Origin of the sequence: Azonexus caeni (genome assembly GCF_048146105.1) — a bacterium.
Taxonomy (GTDB): domain Bacteria; phylum Pseudomonadota; class Gammaproteobacteria; order Burkholderiales; family Rhodocyclaceae; genus Azonexus; species Azonexus aromaticus_B.
Map to the genome: position 1 here is coordinate 115622 of NZ_JBKJAD010000001.1, position 15784 is coordinate 131405.

12 protein-coding genes are annotated in these 15784 nt (G+C 65.8%); 6 read left to right on the plus strand and 6 right to left on the minus strand.

Annotated features, from left to right (window positions below):
• Positions 1 to 16: 16 nt before the first annotated feature.
• Positions 17 to 916, minus strand: a complete 900-nt coding sequence (locus ACLIIZ_RS00545; protein WP_416690185.1) for a glutamate/aspartate ABC transporter substrate-binding protein — start codon at positions 914 to 916, stop codon at positions 17 to 19.
• Positions 917 to 1222: 306 nt separating this feature from the next.
• Between ACLIIZ_RS00545 and ACLIIZ_RS00550 the strand changes: the two genes are divergently transcribed.
• The 4 genes from ACLIIZ_RS00550 to ACLIIZ_RS00565 are packed head-to-tail and all read left to right on the plus strand — an operon-like array spanning position 1223 to position 4693.
• On the plus strand, positions 1223 to 1873 hold the full coding sequence (locus ACLIIZ_RS00550; protein WP_416690186.1) for a Rossmann-fold NAD(P)-binding domain-containing protein: 651 nt from the start codon (positions 1223 to 1225) through the stop codon (positions 1871 to 1873).
• A complete protein-coding gene (locus tag ACLIIZ_RS00555) occupies positions 1873 to 2766 on the plus strand; it encodes an ROK family protein (RefSeq protein ID WP_416690188.1) in 894 nt (297 codons plus the stop codon). The genes ACLIIZ_RS00550 and ACLIIZ_RS00555 overlap by 1 nt, the downstream gene beginning before the upstream one ends.
• 11 nt (positions 2767 to 2777) lie before the next feature.
• Complete coding sequence (locus tag ACLIIZ_RS00560) at positions 2778 to 3479, plus strand: MOSC domain-containing protein (RefSeq protein WP_416690190.1); 702 nt, start codon at positions 2778 to 2780, stop codon at positions 3477 to 3479.
• Entirely contained in the window at positions 3476 to 4693 is a 1218-nt protein-coding gene (locus ACLIIZ_RS00565; RefSeq protein ID WP_416690192.1) for an MFS transporter, read from the plus strand. Before ACLIIZ_RS00560 ends, ACLIIZ_RS00565 begins: the two co-directional genes overlap by 4 nt.
• On the opposite strand, the gene ACLIIZ_RS00570 is transcribed toward ACLIIZ_RS00565, so the two are convergent.
• Positions 4637 to 5620, minus strand: a complete 984-nt coding sequence (locus ACLIIZ_RS00570) for a hypothetical protein (RefSeq protein ID WP_416690193.1) — start codon at positions 5618 to 5620, stop codon at positions 4637 to 4639. The two genes, ACLIIZ_RS00565 and ACLIIZ_RS00570, sit on opposite strands and share 57 nt — an antisense overlap.
• Before the next feature lie 134 nt (positions 5621 to 5754).
• On the opposite strand from ACLIIZ_RS00570, the gene ACLIIZ_RS00575 reads away from it, so the two are divergent.
• Together ACLIIZ_RS00575 and ACLIIZ_RS00580 are read left to right on the plus strand one after the other, a co-directional pair.
• A complete protein-coding gene (locus ACLIIZ_RS00575; protein WP_416690195.1) occupies positions 5755 to 6594 on the plus strand; it encodes a phosphate/phosphite/phosphonate ABC transporter substrate-binding protein in 840 nt (279 codons plus the stop codon).
• The gene (locus ACLIIZ_RS00580) at positions 6591 to 8897 is read left to right on the plus strand and encodes a response regulator (RefSeq protein ID WP_416690196.1); all 2307 of its coding nucleotides are present in this window, start codon (positions 6591 to 6593) and stop codon (positions 8895 to 8897) included. Before ACLIIZ_RS00575 ends, ACLIIZ_RS00580 begins: the two co-directional genes overlap by 4 nt.
• 7 nt (positions 8898 to 8904) lie before the next feature.
• On the opposite strand, the gene ACLIIZ_RS00585 is transcribed toward ACLIIZ_RS00580, so the two are convergent.
• The 4 genes from ACLIIZ_RS00585 to trkA all read right to left on the minus strand — a co-directional run bounded on the left by ACLIIZ_RS00585 (position 8905) and on the right by trkA (position 15784).
• Entirely contained in the window at positions 8905 to 10887 is a 1983-nt protein-coding gene (locus ACLIIZ_RS00585; RefSeq protein ID WP_416690198.1) for a primosomal protein N', read from the minus strand.
• Positions 10888 to 11148: 261 nt separating this feature from the next.
• Complete coding sequence (gene hemE, locus ACLIIZ_RS00590) at positions 11149 to 12216, minus strand: uroporphyrinogen decarboxylase (RefSeq protein WP_416690199.1); 1068 nt, start codon at positions 12214 to 12216, stop codon at positions 11149 to 11151.
• Between the two features lie 668 nt (positions 12217 to 12884).
• Positions 12885 to 14339: a TrkH family potassium uptake protein gene (locus tag ACLIIZ_RS00595; RefSeq protein ID WP_416690201.1), complete on the minus strand. Its 1455-nt coding sequence runs from the start codon at positions 14337 to 14339 to the stop codon at positions 12885 to 12887.
• 11 nt (positions 14340 to 14350) lie between these two features.
• A complete protein-coding gene (gene trkA, locus ACLIIZ_RS00600; protein WP_416690203.1) occupies positions 14351 to 15784 on the minus strand; it encodes a Trk system potassium transporter TrkA in 1434 nt (477 codons plus the stop codon).

Genomic DNA, 15784 nt, shown 5'->3' on the forward strand with positions numbered 1-15784 from the left:
CGGATTTCTCGGGAAATTATTCGAAGGCTTTGTCGTTCGGCGCCTTGTACAAGGCCTTCATTTCAGCCGACAGCGGCATGTTGAGGTTCAGCCCCTTGGGCGGGATCGGGTTCATGAACCACTTGTTGTAGATCTTCTCGGCGTCGCCGGAAGTCATCGCCTTGGTCAGCGCCGCATCGACCACCTTCTTGAACTCGGCGTCATCCTTGCGCAGCATGCAGCCGTAGGCTTCCTTCGACTGCGCCGTGCCGACCACGACCCAGTCACCCGGCCGCTTGGCCTTGGCCATTTCGCCGTAGAGCAGCGCGTCGTCCATCATGAAGGCGACGGCACGGCCGGTTTCCAGGGTCAGGAAGCTTTCGCCGTGATCCTTGGCCGAAATCACGTTCATGCCCAACTTCTTCTCTTCGTTCATCTTGCGGATCAAGCGCTCGGACGTCGTGCCGGCGGTGGTGACGACGTTCTTGCCGGCGAGGTCGGCGAAGTCGTTGATGCCCGAGGTCTTCTTGGTCAGCAGCTTGGTGCCGATGACGAAGATAGTGGTCGAGAAACCGACCTGCTTCTGGCGCTCCAGGTTGTTGGTGGTCGAGCCGCATTCGATATCGACGGTGCCGTTCTGGAGCAGCGTGATGCGGTTGGCGGAAGTGACCGGCATCAGCTTGGTGTCGAGCTTGGCCAGCTTCAAATCGGCTTTCACCGCGTCGACCACCTTGAGCATCAGTTCATGTGAGTAGCCGATGACTTGCTGCTTGTCGTCGTAGTAAGAAAACGGGATCGAGGATTCGCGATGACCGAGCGTGATGCTGCCCGTGTCCTTGATCTTCTTCAGCGTCGAGGCTTCCTGGGCAAGCGCCGGCGTCACGGCGGCAGCGGAAAACACGGTGGCCAGGGCGGCGGCGAGGGCGATACGTTTCATGTCTTCTCCTGAAAGTGAGGAAGCCGCGAACGGGCTTCGGCGGAGAATACATCGCAAGCCACGTGCCAGCCGCCGTCGCTACGCCGACAATCGGCAAACCATTGATTTCTATGAAAACGGATCGAAGACCGGGGTTCAGCGCCAACGGAAACCCGATATTTCGGGAAAGTACGCCATCGGATTTCCGATACCGGGATCGCCACGCCGCCCACGAAGCGTCGCCAACCCCGGCTCGCCTCTGGAGAGTCGCGAGTTGTCAGGGATCGGGCGCCTCATGCACAATGCCCGGAAAGGGGGAGAGAGATCATGCAGAAGAATATCCAACCCAGTCCCTGGGCGGAGGAGAACGACCCGATCCAGCAGTTGGCGCTGGAAGAGTGTGTCAAGCGTCAGCGCTTCGACAACGCGGTCTCGGTACTCGTCCTGCCGGCCGGTGGCGCCAAACTGGCAAGCCGCTTCGCCGCGCTCGGCGCGCGGGTCACCCTGGCCGACCGGGCCGAGCGCAAGCAGGAAATCGAAGGCCGCGTCCTTGCCGCCGGCTATCCGGACCACATCCGCTTCGCCGCCACCGAGCTGCCCTCGCCGCCAGCGCAAGACCCGGCCGCGCCCTACGACATCATCGTTTTCCGCCACGGCCTGTGCAAACTGCCCTACGCCCGCGGCAAGCAGTTGATCCAGCAACTGATGCAGCAACTGAAGATCGGCGGCAAGCTCTACCTTTCCATTATCGGCCTGCATTCCGAACTGGGCGAAGGCTACGCCGGCCACGAACAGTCGATCTACGAACGCTGGGGCAAGCTTTCGCCGGCGATGGCGCGCAAGTACGACGTCCGCGACGAAGTCTGCCTCTATTCCGAGCGCGACCTCTTCCTGCTGCTGCTCGAATCCGGCGCCAGCGTGCTGCGCACGCTGACCACCACCTGGGGCAACGTCAAGGGCGTCGCCGTGCGCGTCTGATGCGGCTGGGGATCGACCTCGGCGGCAGCAAGATCGAAATCGTCGCCCTCGCCAGCGATGGCAGCGAGCGCCTGCGTCGCCGCATCGCGACGCCGCAGGGCGACTACCGGGCAACCCTGCAGGCGATCGCCGGCCTGGTCGCCAGCGCCGAGAACGAAACCGGCGAACTCGGCAGCGTCGGCATCGGCATTCCCGGCGCCGAATCGCTGCTCGACGGGCGGATCAAGAACGCCAATTCGACCTGCCTCAACGGCCAGCCGCTGCGCGCCGACCTGCGGACGCTGCTGCAGCGGGAAGTCCGCCTGGCCAACGACGCCAACTGCTTCGCCCTCTCGGAAGCGGTCGACGGCGCCGGTCGCGGCGCCCGTTGCGTCTTTGGCGTCATCCTCGGCACCGGCGTCGGCGGCGGCATCGTCATCGACGGCAAGGTGCTGGTCGGCGCCAATGCGATCGCCGGCGAGTGGGAGCACAACCCGCTGCCGCCAGCGGCGGCCGACCCCCTGCCCGCCCAGCCCTGCTATTGCGGCCGTCAGGGCTGCGTCGAAACCTGGCTGTCCGGCCCCGGCATGGCCGCCGACCACCGGCGAGCCACCGGCAACGACCTGAGCGCGCTGGAGATCGCCGAGCGTGCCGCCGCTGGCGACACCGCCTGCGCGGCGACGCTGGCGCGCCACCTCGCCCGCCTTGGTCGCGCCCTGGCCGGCGTCATCAACCTGCTCGACCCGGACGTCGTCGTCCTCGGCGGCGGCCTCTCCAACATCCGGCAACTCCCCCAACACCTGCCCGAAGCCTGCCTGCCACACGTCTTTTCCGACGCTTGCCGGACCCGCTTCCTGCCGGCCGTCCATGGCGACTCGTCCGGCGTGCGCGGTGCGGCCTGGCTGTGGGACTGACAGCGCAATCCATGGCACAGATCTCCCTCTTCGTCGGCGGCATCCGGCCGCTGCCCGAATCCGGCCGCCCGACCGGCATCTACAAGCAGCCGGCCAGCGCCCCGCTCGAACTCGGCATCAATGGCTTCACCACTGACCAGCAGGCCGACCTGCGCGTACACGGCGGCCCGGAGAAGGCCGTCCATCTCTACCCGGCGGCGCACTACGCGCGACTCGCCGCGCGTTTTCCCGAGATCGCCGATCAACTGGTCCCCGGCAGCCTCGGCGAGAACCTGTCGACAGCGGACCTCGATGAAAGCGGCGTACGCGTCGGCGACATCTGGCGCCTGGGCAGCGCCCGCCTGCAGGTCTGCCAGCCGCGCAGTCCCTGCTGGAAGATCGATGAACGCTTCGCCTGCGACGGCATGGCGCAATTCATTGCCGAACAGCGGCTGACCGGTTGGTACTGGCGGGTCCTGACGCCGGGAACGGTCGCCCCCGGCGAGCCGCTGTTGCTCGAAGAGGCCGCCGCGGCGATGACGCTGGCCGAAGCGATGCTGCTCTGGCAGAGCCATCGCCCGCCACTCGCCGAACTCGACCGCCTGGCGGCGACGCCGGGCATCGCCAACCACTGGCGGCAGAAAATCGTGCAACGCGCCGACTGGCTGCGGCGCAATCCCGATCGGCCGGCCCCAGCCCCCACCGGGTTTCATGTGAAACCGCAACAGCCATGAATCAAGCCTCCCCGCAAAACCTGATGCGGCGCCTCTTCCTGCCCTTTGCCGCCGGCTACTTCCTGTCCTACCTCTACCGCACGGTGAACGCCGTGCTCGGCCCGGTGATCGCCGGCGAACTGGCCTTGCCCGACAACGCGCTCGGCCTGCTCACCAGCACCTACTTCTTCGCCTTCGGCGCCGCCCAGTTGCCGCTCGGCATGCTCCTCGACCGTTTCGGGCCGCGCCGTGTCGAAGCCGTGCTGCTCGTCGCCGCCGCCGCTGGCGCCGCGCTGTTCGCCAGCGCCGACGGCCTGGGCGGGCTGACCCTCGGCCGGGCGCTGATCGGCCTCGGTGTCTCGGCCTGCCTGATGGCTTCGTTCAAGGCCTTCACGCAATGGTTCCCGCCCGAGCGCCAGGCTTCGCTGACCGGCTGGATCATGGCGTCCGGCGGCATGGGCGCGCTGGCGGCGAGCAAACCGCTCGAACTGGCGCTCGGTTTCACCGGCTGGCGCGAAATCGTTCTCGCCCTCGCCGCGCTGACGCTGGCGGTCGCCGCCCTGATCTGGCGCAGCGTTCCGGATCGCCCGGCGGAAGGCGGCGGCAGCGGCTTCGCCGAGCAACTGGCCGGAGTCCGGGAAATCTTCGCCAGCCGGCATTTCTGGCGCTACGCACCAATGGGCTTCTTTTTCACCGGCGGCTTCATGGCGGTGCAAGGTCTGTGGGCGTCGCGCTGGATGAACGTCACCGAAGGACTCGCCGCCGGCGCCGTCGCCGACCGGCTGACCTGGATGAGCCTGGCGATGCTCGGCGGCTTCCTGTTCATGGGTTTCTTCGCCAGCACCCTGGTGCGCCGCGGCTTGCCGCTGGCCAGCCTGTTCCGCGCCGCGATGCTCGCCGCCTTCGCCGCCTTCGCGCTGATCTGCAGTTTTCCGCAAGCGGGCGGCGGCTTGCTCTGGCCGCTGCTCGGGGCCTGCTTCTCGCTCTCCAATATCGCCTACTCGCTGGTCGCCCAGGCCTTCCCGACCCGGCTTTCGGGACGCGCCAACACGGCGCTGAACCTGCTCGTCTTCGCCGGCGCCTTCGGCCTGCAGTGGGGCATCGGCGGCCTGGTCGACGCGCTGCAGGCGGGCGGCATGCCTGCCCTCAGCGCCTACCGCGCCGCCTTCTTCGGCCTGCTAGGCCTGCAGGCCCTGTCGCTGGGGAGTTTCCTCTGGCTCGGCCGGCGGCGCTGAGGTCGCCAGATCGACCTGCTGCATGATCCCCGCCCGGCCGCTTTCCATCAGGTAAACGCCGGCCGCGCGGATCTGCCCGAGCAGGGCGTTGTCCGGCGACTTGAGCGAGAACGGCGCCTCTACCGCCCCGCTATACAAGGCGCCGACACCAGCCGTGGTGAGCGATTCGAAACGCTCACCCGACCACAGGGCGAGCTTGTCGAACGCGGCATCGCCCTCGTCGATCCAGCCGTTGCCGTCGAGGTCGTAGGCCGCCAGGTCGGCGAAGCCGTCGCCGCTGCTGGCGCCGAACAGCTCGCTGCCGTCGTCGGCTCGGCCGTTGCCGTTGCGGTCGAAGACCAGGAAGCAGCTACCGCCACCCAGTTCGGGCAGGCATTCGACCTTGCCGTCGCAGTCGATGTCGAAACTGAAACGTTTTTCCGACAACTCGCAGGCCTGGCCGGGAAAGCTCAACACCAGCGGGTCGCGCAGGCGGACGCTGCCGCTTTCCGAGAGCACGCTGGTTTTCTCGTAATGACGCGACATGTCGAGCGAGAGGTCGAAGGCCAGCTCGCGGCCGTCGCAGGTATTGACCTTGCCGCTGGCGCAGACGCGGGTGCTCTCGCTTTCCTCGATGCGCTCGCTGATCGTGCTCTGCCAGGCGAATTCGCGGCCGTTCCGGTTTTCTTCCGCCTGGGCCGGCAAGGGCTCCCAGGCGGCATCGTCCTGCCGGCATTGCCGGCCATCCATTGCCGCAATGATCGCCCCGACCAGCGCGTCGAGCATGCGCTGGACCCGCTCCCTGAGTTCCGCGGCGCTTTCGTCGCCAGTCCCCGCCATGCTTTCGAATATCTGCCGGAAGCCGCTCTGGGAGGCGACTTCGAGCCGACGATCGTAACTGGCTTCATGGCTTGCCGTCAGGTTGACGGCGGATGTTTCGATTTTCATGATCACCCTCCGGGCTGTGTTCGGGTCACCACACCTGCAAGGGACGTGCCGGGCAGCGCCCAAAGTCCGATGGACAGCCCTCGCCGAGAGACGGAGAATCGGCAGTAAACCGGTAACACCACAAGGCAGCAGCCATGAAGTCCCTCAGCCGCCGGATCGTCCGGCAATTTTTCCTGGCAGCCTGCGTGCTGCTCGGCACCACCCTTCCCGCCTCCGCCAAGGAAAGCTATAGCTTCTCGGTCGTGCCGCAGTTCGAGCGGCGCATGTTGTTCAGCATCTGGCAACCCATCGTCGACCAGTTGGAAAGACGCACCGGCCTGCACCTGCATCTGGTCACCTCGCTGTCGGTCAGCGATTACGAAAGCGACGTGCAGAAAGGTCAGTACGACTTCATCTACCTCAACCCCTACATGATGCCGGTGGTCGCCGAGACGCCCGGCTACATTCCGCTGGTGCGCGATGCCAGGCCGATCCACGGCATCCTGGTCGTACGCAAGGACAGCCCGCTGCAGAAGGTCAGCGAATTGCAGGGCAAGACGCTGGCCGTGCCGTCGATGACCGCGCTTGGCGCCAGCCTCCTGCTGCGCGCCGAACTCGACCGGCAATTCGGCGTCAGGACCAAGGTCATCGTCGCCAAGACGCACAGTTCGGTCTTCCTGCATGTGATCAACGGCTTCGCCGACGCCGGCGGCTCGGTGCAGAAGACGCTGGGCGAACAGGACCCGCGGATTCAGGGCGCCCTGCGCGTACTGCACCGGACCGCGGCCGTCCCCTCGCATCCGCTTGCCGCGCACCGGCGGGTGCCGGTCGAGGTCAGGGAAAAGCTGCGCCAGGCCTTCATCGAACTGGCCAGCACCGCGGAAGGGCGTGCCCTGCTTGAAAAGGTACCGATGCTGTCGCCGGTGGCGGCACAGATCGGCGACTACGACGTACTGAAGTCGCTGAAGCTGGAAAACTACCTGGAACAACCGTGATCGGCAGGCTCTCGCTGCGCTGGAAGCTGCTCCTGCCGCTGCTGCTGGCGGCGCTGCTGGTTGCCCTGCTGATGGACCGCTTCTGGCTGCAGCGCAGCCTGGCCAACATCGAGCAGGCGCAACTGCAATCGGCGCAGCGCCATCTCGACAGCGTCGGCGAAAGCCTGTTGCCGCTGATCATGGGACAGCAGCTCGACATCATCAACGAGAATCTCGACCGCTTGCTCGAGAAAAACCCGGAATGGGTGGCGATCACCCTGATCGATGCCGACGGACGACAACTCTACCCGCTGCTGATCGAGTCCGAGGAAACCCGGCTCGGCAACAGCCCCGACCTGCGCCGCATCTCGCTGCCGCTGGACTTCGCCGGTCGCAATCTGGCCCGCATCGAGGCCCTTTACGATCTGGCGCCGCAGATGAACCTGCAGCGTCGCGAACACCGGTCGATGAGCCTGATCCTGCTCGGTGTCCTGGCCGGCAACGTGCTGCTCCTGTGGATCCTGGTCGAACGGGTCGTGCACCGGCCACTGCGCCACCTGTCGCAGGCCGCCTCGGAACTTGCCCGGCGCAATTACGACACGGCGCTGCCGCCGGGCGGCGACGACGACCTCGGCCGGCTGATCGAAAGTTTCGAGCGGATGCGCCGCGAACTGCAGAACCACCACGCCATGCTCGACCAGGAAATCGCCGAGCGCCGCCAGGCCGAGGAAGGCCTGCGCATGTTCTCGCTGGCGGTCGAGCAGAGTCCGGCCAGCATCCTGATCACCGACACCAACTCGCGCATCGAGTACGTGAACGCGGCTTTTGTCCGCACCACCGGCTTCCGCCGCGACGAAGTCTTGGGCGAAAACCCGCGCCTGCTGCACTCCGGCAAGACCGCCCTGGAAACCTACGCCAGCCTGCGGCGGGCGCTGGCCTACGGCGAAACCTGGGCGGGCGAGTTCCACAACCGGCGCCGGGACGGCAGCGAATTCATCCAGGCGGCGATCATCACCCCGCTACGCGAACCCGACGGAAAGGTCAGCCATTACGTAGCGGTGCAGGAAGACATCACCGAAAAGAAGCGCCTGGCCGCCGAACTGGACAAGCATCGTCATCACCTCGAAGAGCTGGTTGCCCGGCGCACCCGCGAGCTGGGCGAGGCCAAGGCCGCCGCCGAACAGGCCAACCAGGCGAAAAGCGCCTTCCTCGCCAACATGAGCCACGAAATCCGTACCCCGCTCAACGCCATCGGCGGCATGGCCCACCTGATGCGCCGTGGCGGCCTGCCGCCGGAACAGCTCGAACGGCTCGACAAGCTTGACGCCGCGAGCCGGCATCTGCTGGAAACCATCAACACGGTGCTCGACCTGTCGAAGATCGAGGCCGGCAAGTTGATGCTCGAGGAAATCGCTTTCAATCCGGTCAGCCTGCTCGAAAACGTCCGCTCGATGCTGCTGGAAAAGGCAGAGAGCAAAAATCTGGCCTTCACCATCGAACGCACCCCGCTGCCGGAACGCCTGCTTGGCGACCCGACCCGGCTGCAGCAGTGCCTGCTCAATTACGCCAGCAACGCGATCAAATTCACTGAACGGGGCAGCATCGCTCTGCGCGCCGACGTCATCGACCAGACCGAGAGCCGCGTGTTGCTGCGCTTCGCGGTCAGCGACACCGGCATCGGCATTCCGGTCGAAGCCCAGAGCCGGCTGTTCTCCGCCTTCGAGCAGGCCGACACATCGACCACTCGGCGCTTCGGCGGCACCGGCCTGGGCCTGGCGATCACCGCCAAGATCGCCGAAGCGATGGGCGGCGCGGTGGGCCTGGACAGCGCCCCCGCCAGGGGCAGCAGCTTCTGGTTCACCGCCCGCCTGCGCAAGGCGCCCGATCTCGGCGCAGCGCCCCACGAAGCGCCTGCCGAGCCAGAAGAAGACATCCGGCAGCATTGCCTGAACTGCCGCGTCCTGCTCGTTGAGGACGAGCCGGTCAACCGCGAGATCGCCCTCGAACTGCTGGCCGAAACCGGCCTCAGCGCCGACTCCGCCGAAGACGGCGAAGAGGCCGTCGCCATGGTTGCCGCCAACGAATACCAGCTAGTCCTGATGGACATGCAGATGCCGCGCATGGACGGCCTCGAGGCAACCCGCCGCATCCGCCGCCTGCCCGGCCGGGAAAAACTGCCGATCGTGGCGATGACGGCGAACGCCTTCGCCGAGGACAAGGCACATTGTTTCGAGGCCGGCATGAACGATTTCGCGAGCAAGCCGATCGACCCCGAACTGCTCTACCGCCTGTTGCGCAAGTGGCTGCCGCGGCGCTGCGGCTGAACGACCCTCAGAGTTCCAGCGGATCGACTTCGAGATGCCAGCGCAGGCGCGCCGGCTGTTTCAGCTGCTCGATCGCCGCCCGCCAGCGCGGCAGGAAGGCCTGCAGCGCCGGACGCGAACCGGCTTCGACCAGCAACTGGGCGCGCTCCAGGTTAGCCAGGCGGGCCATGCGCATCGGCACCGGATCGTAAAGCATGACCTGCTCGTGCTCGGCGACCGGCGGCAGCACCACCGCCTGCGCCAGGAAAGCCATCGCGTCGGCCATTGCCGGCGCCTCGGCACGCAGCACCGCCTGGAAGGCGTAGGGCGGGAAACCCGCCTGTTCCCTTTCCTTGAGCTGGCCAGCGGCGAAACCCGGGTAGTCCTGGGCGACCAGCGCGGCAAACAAGGGATGTTCGGGATACTGGGTCTGGATCAGCACCTCGCCTTCCAGTTCAGCGCGCCCGGCCCGCCCGGCAACCTGCATCAACTGCGCGAACAGGCGCTCCGGCGCGCGCCAGTCGGCGGCGTAGAGCGCCGAGTCGGCGCCGAGCACGCCGACCAGCGTCAGCTTCGGAAAATCGTGCCCTTTGGCCAGCATCTGCGTGCCGACCAGGATGTCGGCCTCGCCGCCATGGATGCGGTCGAGCATCGCTTCCCACTGCTTGCGGCTCTTCACCGAATCGCGGTCGACGCGCAGGATGCGGGCGTCCGGAAACTCGCCCTGCAGCCATTCCTCGACCCGCTGCGTGCCGCGACCGAAGGGGTGAATGTCCTGGTTGCCGCAGGTTGGGCAGGCGCGTGGAACGCGCTCTTCCAGGCCGCAGTGGTGACAGCGCAGGCGGCGGTCGGCCAGATGCAGGACCAGGTTGGCGGCGCAGCGGTGGCAGCGCGACACCCAACCGCAGGCCGGGCACGCCAGCACCGGCGCGTAGCCGCGCCGGTTGAGGAAGACCAGGCTCTGTTCGCCGCGCTCCAGACGCTGCCGGATGGCGCTGACCAGCGCCTCACTGACGCCTTCGCGCAGCACCATGCGGCGCGTATCGACCAGCCGCACCGCCGGCAGCCGGGCCTGCGGATTGGCGCGCTCGCGCAGGGTCAGCAGCGCATAACGGCTGCCTTGCGCGTTGGCCCAGGTTTCCAGCGACGGCGTCGCCGAACCGAGGAGGATCGGCACCGCCTGCTGGCGGGCGCGCACCACCGCCAGGTCGCGCGCCGAATAGCGCATGCCGTCCTGCTGCTTGAACGAGGGATCGTGCTCCTCGTCGATCAGGATCAGGCCGAGGCGCGGCAGCGGCGTGAATACCGCGAGGCGGGTGCCGAGAACGATCGCCGCGGCGCCGCTGAAGGCAGCGCGCCAGTTGCGCTCGCGCGCCGCTTCGGCCAGCTCGCTGTGCAGCGCGACCACGTTGTGCTCGGGAAAACGACTGCGCACCCGCGCCTCGAGCTGCGGTGTCAGGTTGATTTCCGGCACCAGCAGCAGCACCTGCTCGCCGAGCGCCAGCGTACGTTCGATCAGGCGCAGATAGACCTCGGTCTTGCCGCTGCCAGTGACGCCGAACAGCAGGTGGGCGGAAAAGCCGCCAGCGATCGCCACTGCGTTGATCGCCGTCGCCTGCTCGGCAGTCAATGCCGGCGGTGCCAGCGGCGCCACCGCCTTGACCGCCCTCCCGGCCCGCCGCTGCGGCGCCGCCAGGCGCTTGAGGCCGACCGGCAGCGCTTGCATCAGCACTTCGCCGAAGGGCGCCTGGTAATAATTGCTGGCGAACTCGCAGAGGGCGAAGAAATCGTCCGGCAAGGGCGGCAGGTCGTCGAGGATCGCCGTCGCCGCCTTTAGCTGCTCTAGCGGCCACTCCCCCTGCTCGACGACGGCGACGACGATGCCGATCTTCTCGCCACGCCCGAAGGGCACCCGCACCCGGCGACCGATATCGGCCACCGACGCCTGCTCGGCCCGGTATTCGAACAGGCGGTGCAGCGGCAGATCGAGGGCAACGCGCAGAACGGGCATGCAGCAGACTCGGTGGAGAACCCTGGCGGAAGCTTGTCCACAAAAGCTGTGGATAACTTTGTGGATGGCTGGCGTAAATAAATGCTAAGTCAGCGATTTGTAAGGCTTTTGTTATCTTGCCGAAATATTGTGCAAAATAGCAAATCCTTATTTTTCAATAACTTGCGTTATTTCCGGGATGTCAAGCCAATTTCCCGGGCAACCGCTCCCCGGGGAGCGGAATTCTGTGCATAAGTCAAGCCGCCCCGGGGAGATGAGTCCTCACTTACGCAGCGTACGGCTGTGCGCATGGACCGTCTCGACCAGCACCGAGACGTTCTCGGGCGGCGTGTACTGCGAGATGCCGTGGCCGAGGTTGAAAACGTGACCGGTATTGCCCGGACCGAAGCTGTCGAGCACCTTCTTCGTCTCGGCGGCGATCGTTTCCGGCGTGCCGAACAACACGTTGGGGTCGATGTTGCCTTGCAGCGTCACCTGGTCGCCGACGCGGCGACGGGCTTCGCCGATATCGATCGTCCAGTCGAGACCGACCGCATCGCAGCCGATGGCAGCGATCTTCTCCAGCCACAGGCCGCCGTTCTTGGTGAACACGATGCTCGGAATGCGCTGGCCGTCCTTTTCCTTCTTCAGGCCGGCAACGATGCGCTGCATGTAGGCCAGCGAAAACTCCTGGTAAGCCGCCGCCGACAGCGAACCGCCCCAGGTGTCGAAGATCATCACCGCCTGAGCGCCGCAATCGATCTGTGCGTTCAGGTACTGGGTCACCGCGTCGGCAGTCACCGCCAGGATCTTGTGCAGCAGGTCCGGCCGGCTGTACATCATCCCCTTGATGTGACGGAAGTCCGACGAGCCCTGCCCTTCGACCATGTAGCAGGCGAGCGTGTACGGACTGCCGGAGAAGCCGATCAGCGGCACCGAGTTGTCGAGCGCGCGACGGATTTCCGCTACCGCGTCCATCACGTAGCCGAGGTGATCGTAGGGATCGGGCGCGCTCAGATCGTTGATCGCCCATTCTTCGCGCAACGGCCGCTCGAACTTCGGCCCCTCGCCCTCGGCGAAATAAAGGCCGAGACCCATCGCATCGGGCACGGTGAGGATGTCGGAAAACAGGATGGCCGCATCGAGGTCGTAGCGGGCGAGCGGCTGCAACGTCACCTCGCAGGCCAGCGACGGCGTCTTGCACAGATTCAGGAAATTACCGGCGCGCTTGCGCGTCTCGCAGTACTCGGGGAGATAACGACCGGCCTGACGCATCAGCCAGAGCGGCGTGTATTCGGTGGGCTCCTTCAGCAGGGCGCGCAGGAAGGTGTCGTTCTTGGGTCGGCTCACGGTGTACTCCGCCTGAAATCTGGAAAGGGGGAATTATCCCGGTTTCCGGGGGGAAGGTCACGGCACGGGAGGGATTTGATGCTTTTGATTCCGGCTGTGCGGGGTGCCGCGACTGACTGGCAGGCGTGGTTGGGTATTGTTACCCGCTGGGTTCCGCCGTTGACCGGCCAGCCAAAGAAAAGGCGACCCCAGGTTACGCGGTCGGCTACGCCGACTCCCCTGCGCTACTCGAAGGGCCGGGCGGCTGCGCAACTCGGCCCTGCGGGCCTCAGACAGTGCTCGCCGACTTCCCCCGGCCCTTCTCCGTTGCTCGGCGCTCCACATGGGGACCCCAAAAAACGTCTCTGCTGTACGGCCAAGGTTTAAAACACAGCTATTTCAGCAGCGATCGGTTTGCCGGGCCCCTTGGGAGGCGCCGAGCAACGCAGGGCCTGGCGGATAAAGGGCGAGCACTGTCTGAGCCGCGTAGCGGCGAGTTGCGCAGCCCCCGCCAGGGCCGAGTAGCGCAGGGTACCCCGCGCAGCGAGGCGCCGACCTAGGGTCGCCTTCTTCTTTGGCTACTTTCTGCTTGGCGAAACAAGAAGAAAGTACGCCCGCCGGTCAACGGCGGAACCCAGTGGTTAAACGACCTAACACGCCCGCAAGCCAGGCGCTGAAACCCAGCCTCTCTACTTCCTCCAGAACGCCGGCGTCAAAACCACCAGTAAGGTAAAGATCTCCAGCCGTCCCAACAGCATCGCAAACGTACACACCCAGGTCTGGAAATCGCCAAGGACTGAAAAGTTCGAATGCGGTCCGACGAGGCCCAGCCCGGGGCCGGTGTTGTTGATGCTGGCGACGACGGCGCTGAACGCGGTGACGATGTCGAGGCCGGTGAAAGCCAGGATCAGCGTCATCGAGACGATGCTGACCATGTAGACGAAAGCAAACGCCAGTACTGCGAACAGCACCGATTGTGGCGCGGTGGCGCCGCCGAGGCGGACGTTGTAGACCGCCGCCGGGTGCATGGCGCGGACCAGTTCGCGATAGACCTGCTTGTAGAGCAGCAGGGCGCGCATCATCTTGATGCCGCCGCCGGTCGATCCGGCGCTGGTCGAGAAACTGCACAGGAACAGCATCCAGAGGCCGGCGAACATCGGCCACTGGCCGTAATCGATGGTCGAATAGCCGGTGGTGGTCGCCACCGAAACGACGTTGAACAGGGCGAGCCGGAAGGCTTCGTCCATGTCGGCGATGCTGCCCTCCTTCCACAGGTAATTGGCGAGGACGAAACCGCTGGCGAACAGGATGCCGACAAACCAGCCGGCCTCCGGATCGCGACCGTAAACGAACAGCGAGCGCCCGGTCAGCGCCAGGAAATGCGTGGCGTAATTGACCCCGGAGAAAAACATGAAAGCGAGGCAGATCCATTCGATGGTCGGCGACGCGAAATAGCCCAGACTGGCATCATGGGTGGAGAAACCACCGAGCGAGACGGTCGAGAAGGCGTGGCAGAAGGCATCGAACCAGCTCATGCCGGCCCAGGCATAGGCGAGGATGCAGGCGATCGTCATCGCCACATAGATCAGCCACAGGCCTTTCGCCGTCTGGGTGACGCGCGGCGTCAGGCGGTTGTCCTTCATCGGCCCCGGGATCTCGGCGGCGAGCATCTGCCGGCCGCCGATGCCGAGCATCGGCAGGATGGCGACGACCAGGACGATCAGCCCCATGCCGCCCAGCCACTGCATCAGGTGACGCCAGAGGTTGATCGAATGCGGCAGGCTGTCGAGCCCGGACATCACGGTGCCGCCGCTCGCGGTCAGCGCCGAAACCGCTTCGAAGTAGGCGTCGGTGTGGCTCATGCCGAGCTGGATCATGAACGGCAGCGCGGAAAACGCCGGCAACACCGTCCACACCAGGACCACCAGCAGGAAGCCGTCGCGCACGCTGAGATCGCGGGAGCTGTGGCGGTAGCGGTACCAGAGGAAGGTGCCGCACAACTCGGTGAGCAGGAAGACCAGATCGTAGGCGCGCTGCGCGCCATCGTCGGCGCTGTGCGAAACGACCAGCGGCGCCAGCAGGGCCAGACCGAACAGCATCAGGATCATGCCGAGGGCGCGATGAACGGAAGCGAAACGGGTCATGACCTGCGGGCTCACAGGAAATGGAAACCGACCTGGAACAGCTTCTCGACCTTCTTCACCAGCTTCTTGCGCGTGCAGAATATGATCACATGGTCGTCCGGCTCGATCACCGTGTCGTGGTGGGCGATCACCACCTCGCCGTAGCGGGTGATCGCCGTCCAGTCGTCGGTCTGGCCGACAACCATCGGTTCTTCGAAATTGCGCACCATGGCGGCAACGGTGACGCCGCGTGGCCACTCGACTTCATCGATGCGGCGGCCGACCACCTTGGAGGTATTGCGGTCGCCGTGGGCAACGATCTCCAGCGCTTCGGCGGCGCCACGACGCAGCGAATGAACTTCGGCGACGTCGCCCTGGCGGACGTAAGCGAGCAGCGTGCCGATCGAGACCTGGGCCGGCGAGATGCCGATGTCGATCGGTCCGCCCTCGATCATCTCGGCGTAGGCACGGCGGTTGATCAGGGCGACGACGCGCTTGCAGCCAAGGCGCTTGGCCAGGCTGCCGGCCATGATGTTGTCTTCGTCGTCGTTGGTCATGGCGAGGAAGAGGTCCATCTCGCCGATGTTTTCCTGCTCCAGCAATTCCTCGTCGGTGGCGTCGCCGCACAGCACCAGCGTGTCGTTGAGTTCGTTGGCGAGCAGTTCGGCGCGCGGCCGCCGGCCTTCGATCAGCTTGACCTCGTAATGCCCTTCCAGCGACTTGGCCAGGCGCAGGCCGATGTTGCCGCCACCGGCGATCATGATCCGCTCGACCCGGCTGACTTCGCGCCGCAGCTGGTTGAGGACCGGATGGATGTTCTCGGTGGCAGCGAGCAGGAAGACCTCGTCGCCACTCTTGACGATGGTGTCGCCCTCAGGGAAAACCGGCTGGTTGTCGCGGAAGATGGCGGCGATGCGGGCATCGATTTCCGGCGGCAGCAGGTCGCGCATGGCCTTGATCGGCTTGCCGACGATCAGCCCGCCGTCGTAGGCGCGGACGCCGACCAGACAGACCCGGCCGCGGGCAAAGTTGAGCACCTGCAGGGCGCGCGGAAATTCGATCAGGCGACGAATGTAGTCGGTGATCACCTGTTCCGGGCAGAGCGCGAAATCGACTGCGAAGTTGTCGTCCGAGAGCAGCACCTCGTCTTCGAGAAAGTCGCGCGAACGCAGGCGGGCGATACGGGTCGGGATGTTGAAGACGGAATGCGCCAGCTTGCAGGCGACCAGGTTGGACTGGTCGCTCTGGGTCACGGCGATCACCATGTCGGCGTCCTCGGCCCCGGCACTGCGCAGCACCGACGGTGTCGCTGCGTCACCGACGACGGTGCGCAGGTCGAGGCGGTCCTGCAACTGGGCGAGACGCTGCGGGTCCTGGTCGACGATGGTGATATCGTTCTCTTCCGAGACCAGGCCTTCGGCAACGCTGGCGCCGACCTGGCCGGCGCCGAGAATGACGATCTTCAT

Coding starts and splice junctions, on each gene's coding strand:
- ACLIIZ_RS00545 (WP_416690185.1), bottom strand. CDS start 916: ATGAAACGTATCGCCCTCGCCGCCGCCCTGGCCACCGTGTTTTCCGCT.
- ACLIIZ_RS00550 (WP_416690186.1), top strand. CDS start 1,223: ATGCAGAAGAATATCCAACCCAGTCCCTGGGCGGAGGAGAACGACCCG.
- ACLIIZ_RS00555 (WP_416690188.1), top strand. CDS start 1,873: ATGCGGCTGGGGATCGACCTCGGCGGCAGCAAGATCGAAATCGTCGCC.
- ACLIIZ_RS00560 (WP_416690190.1), top strand. CDS start 2,778: ATGGCACAGATCTCCCTCTTCGTCGGCGGCATCCGGCCGCTGCCCGAA.
- ACLIIZ_RS00565 (WP_416690192.1), top strand. CDS start 3,476: ATGAATCAAGCCTCCCCGCAAAACCTGATGCGGCGCCTCTTCCTGCCC.
- ACLIIZ_RS00570 (WP_416690193.1), bottom strand. CDS start 5,620: ATGAAAATCGAAACATCCGCCGTCAACCTGACGGCAAGCCATGAAGCC.
- ACLIIZ_RS00575 (WP_416690195.1), top strand. CDS start 5,755: ATGAAGTCCCTCAGCCGCCGGATCGTCCGGCAATTTTTCCTGGCAGCC.
- ACLIIZ_RS00585 (WP_416690198.1), bottom strand. CDS start 10,887: ATGCCCGTTCTGCGCGTTGCCCTCGATCTGCCGCTGCACCGCCTGTTC.
- ACLIIZ_RS00595 (WP_416690201.1), bottom strand. CDS start 14,339: ATGACCCGTTTCGCTTCCGTTCATCGCGCCCTCGGCATGATCCTGATG.
- trkA (WP_416690203.1), bottom strand. CDS start 15,784: ATGAAGATCGTCATTCTCGGCGCCGGCCAGGTCGGCGCCAGCGTTGCC.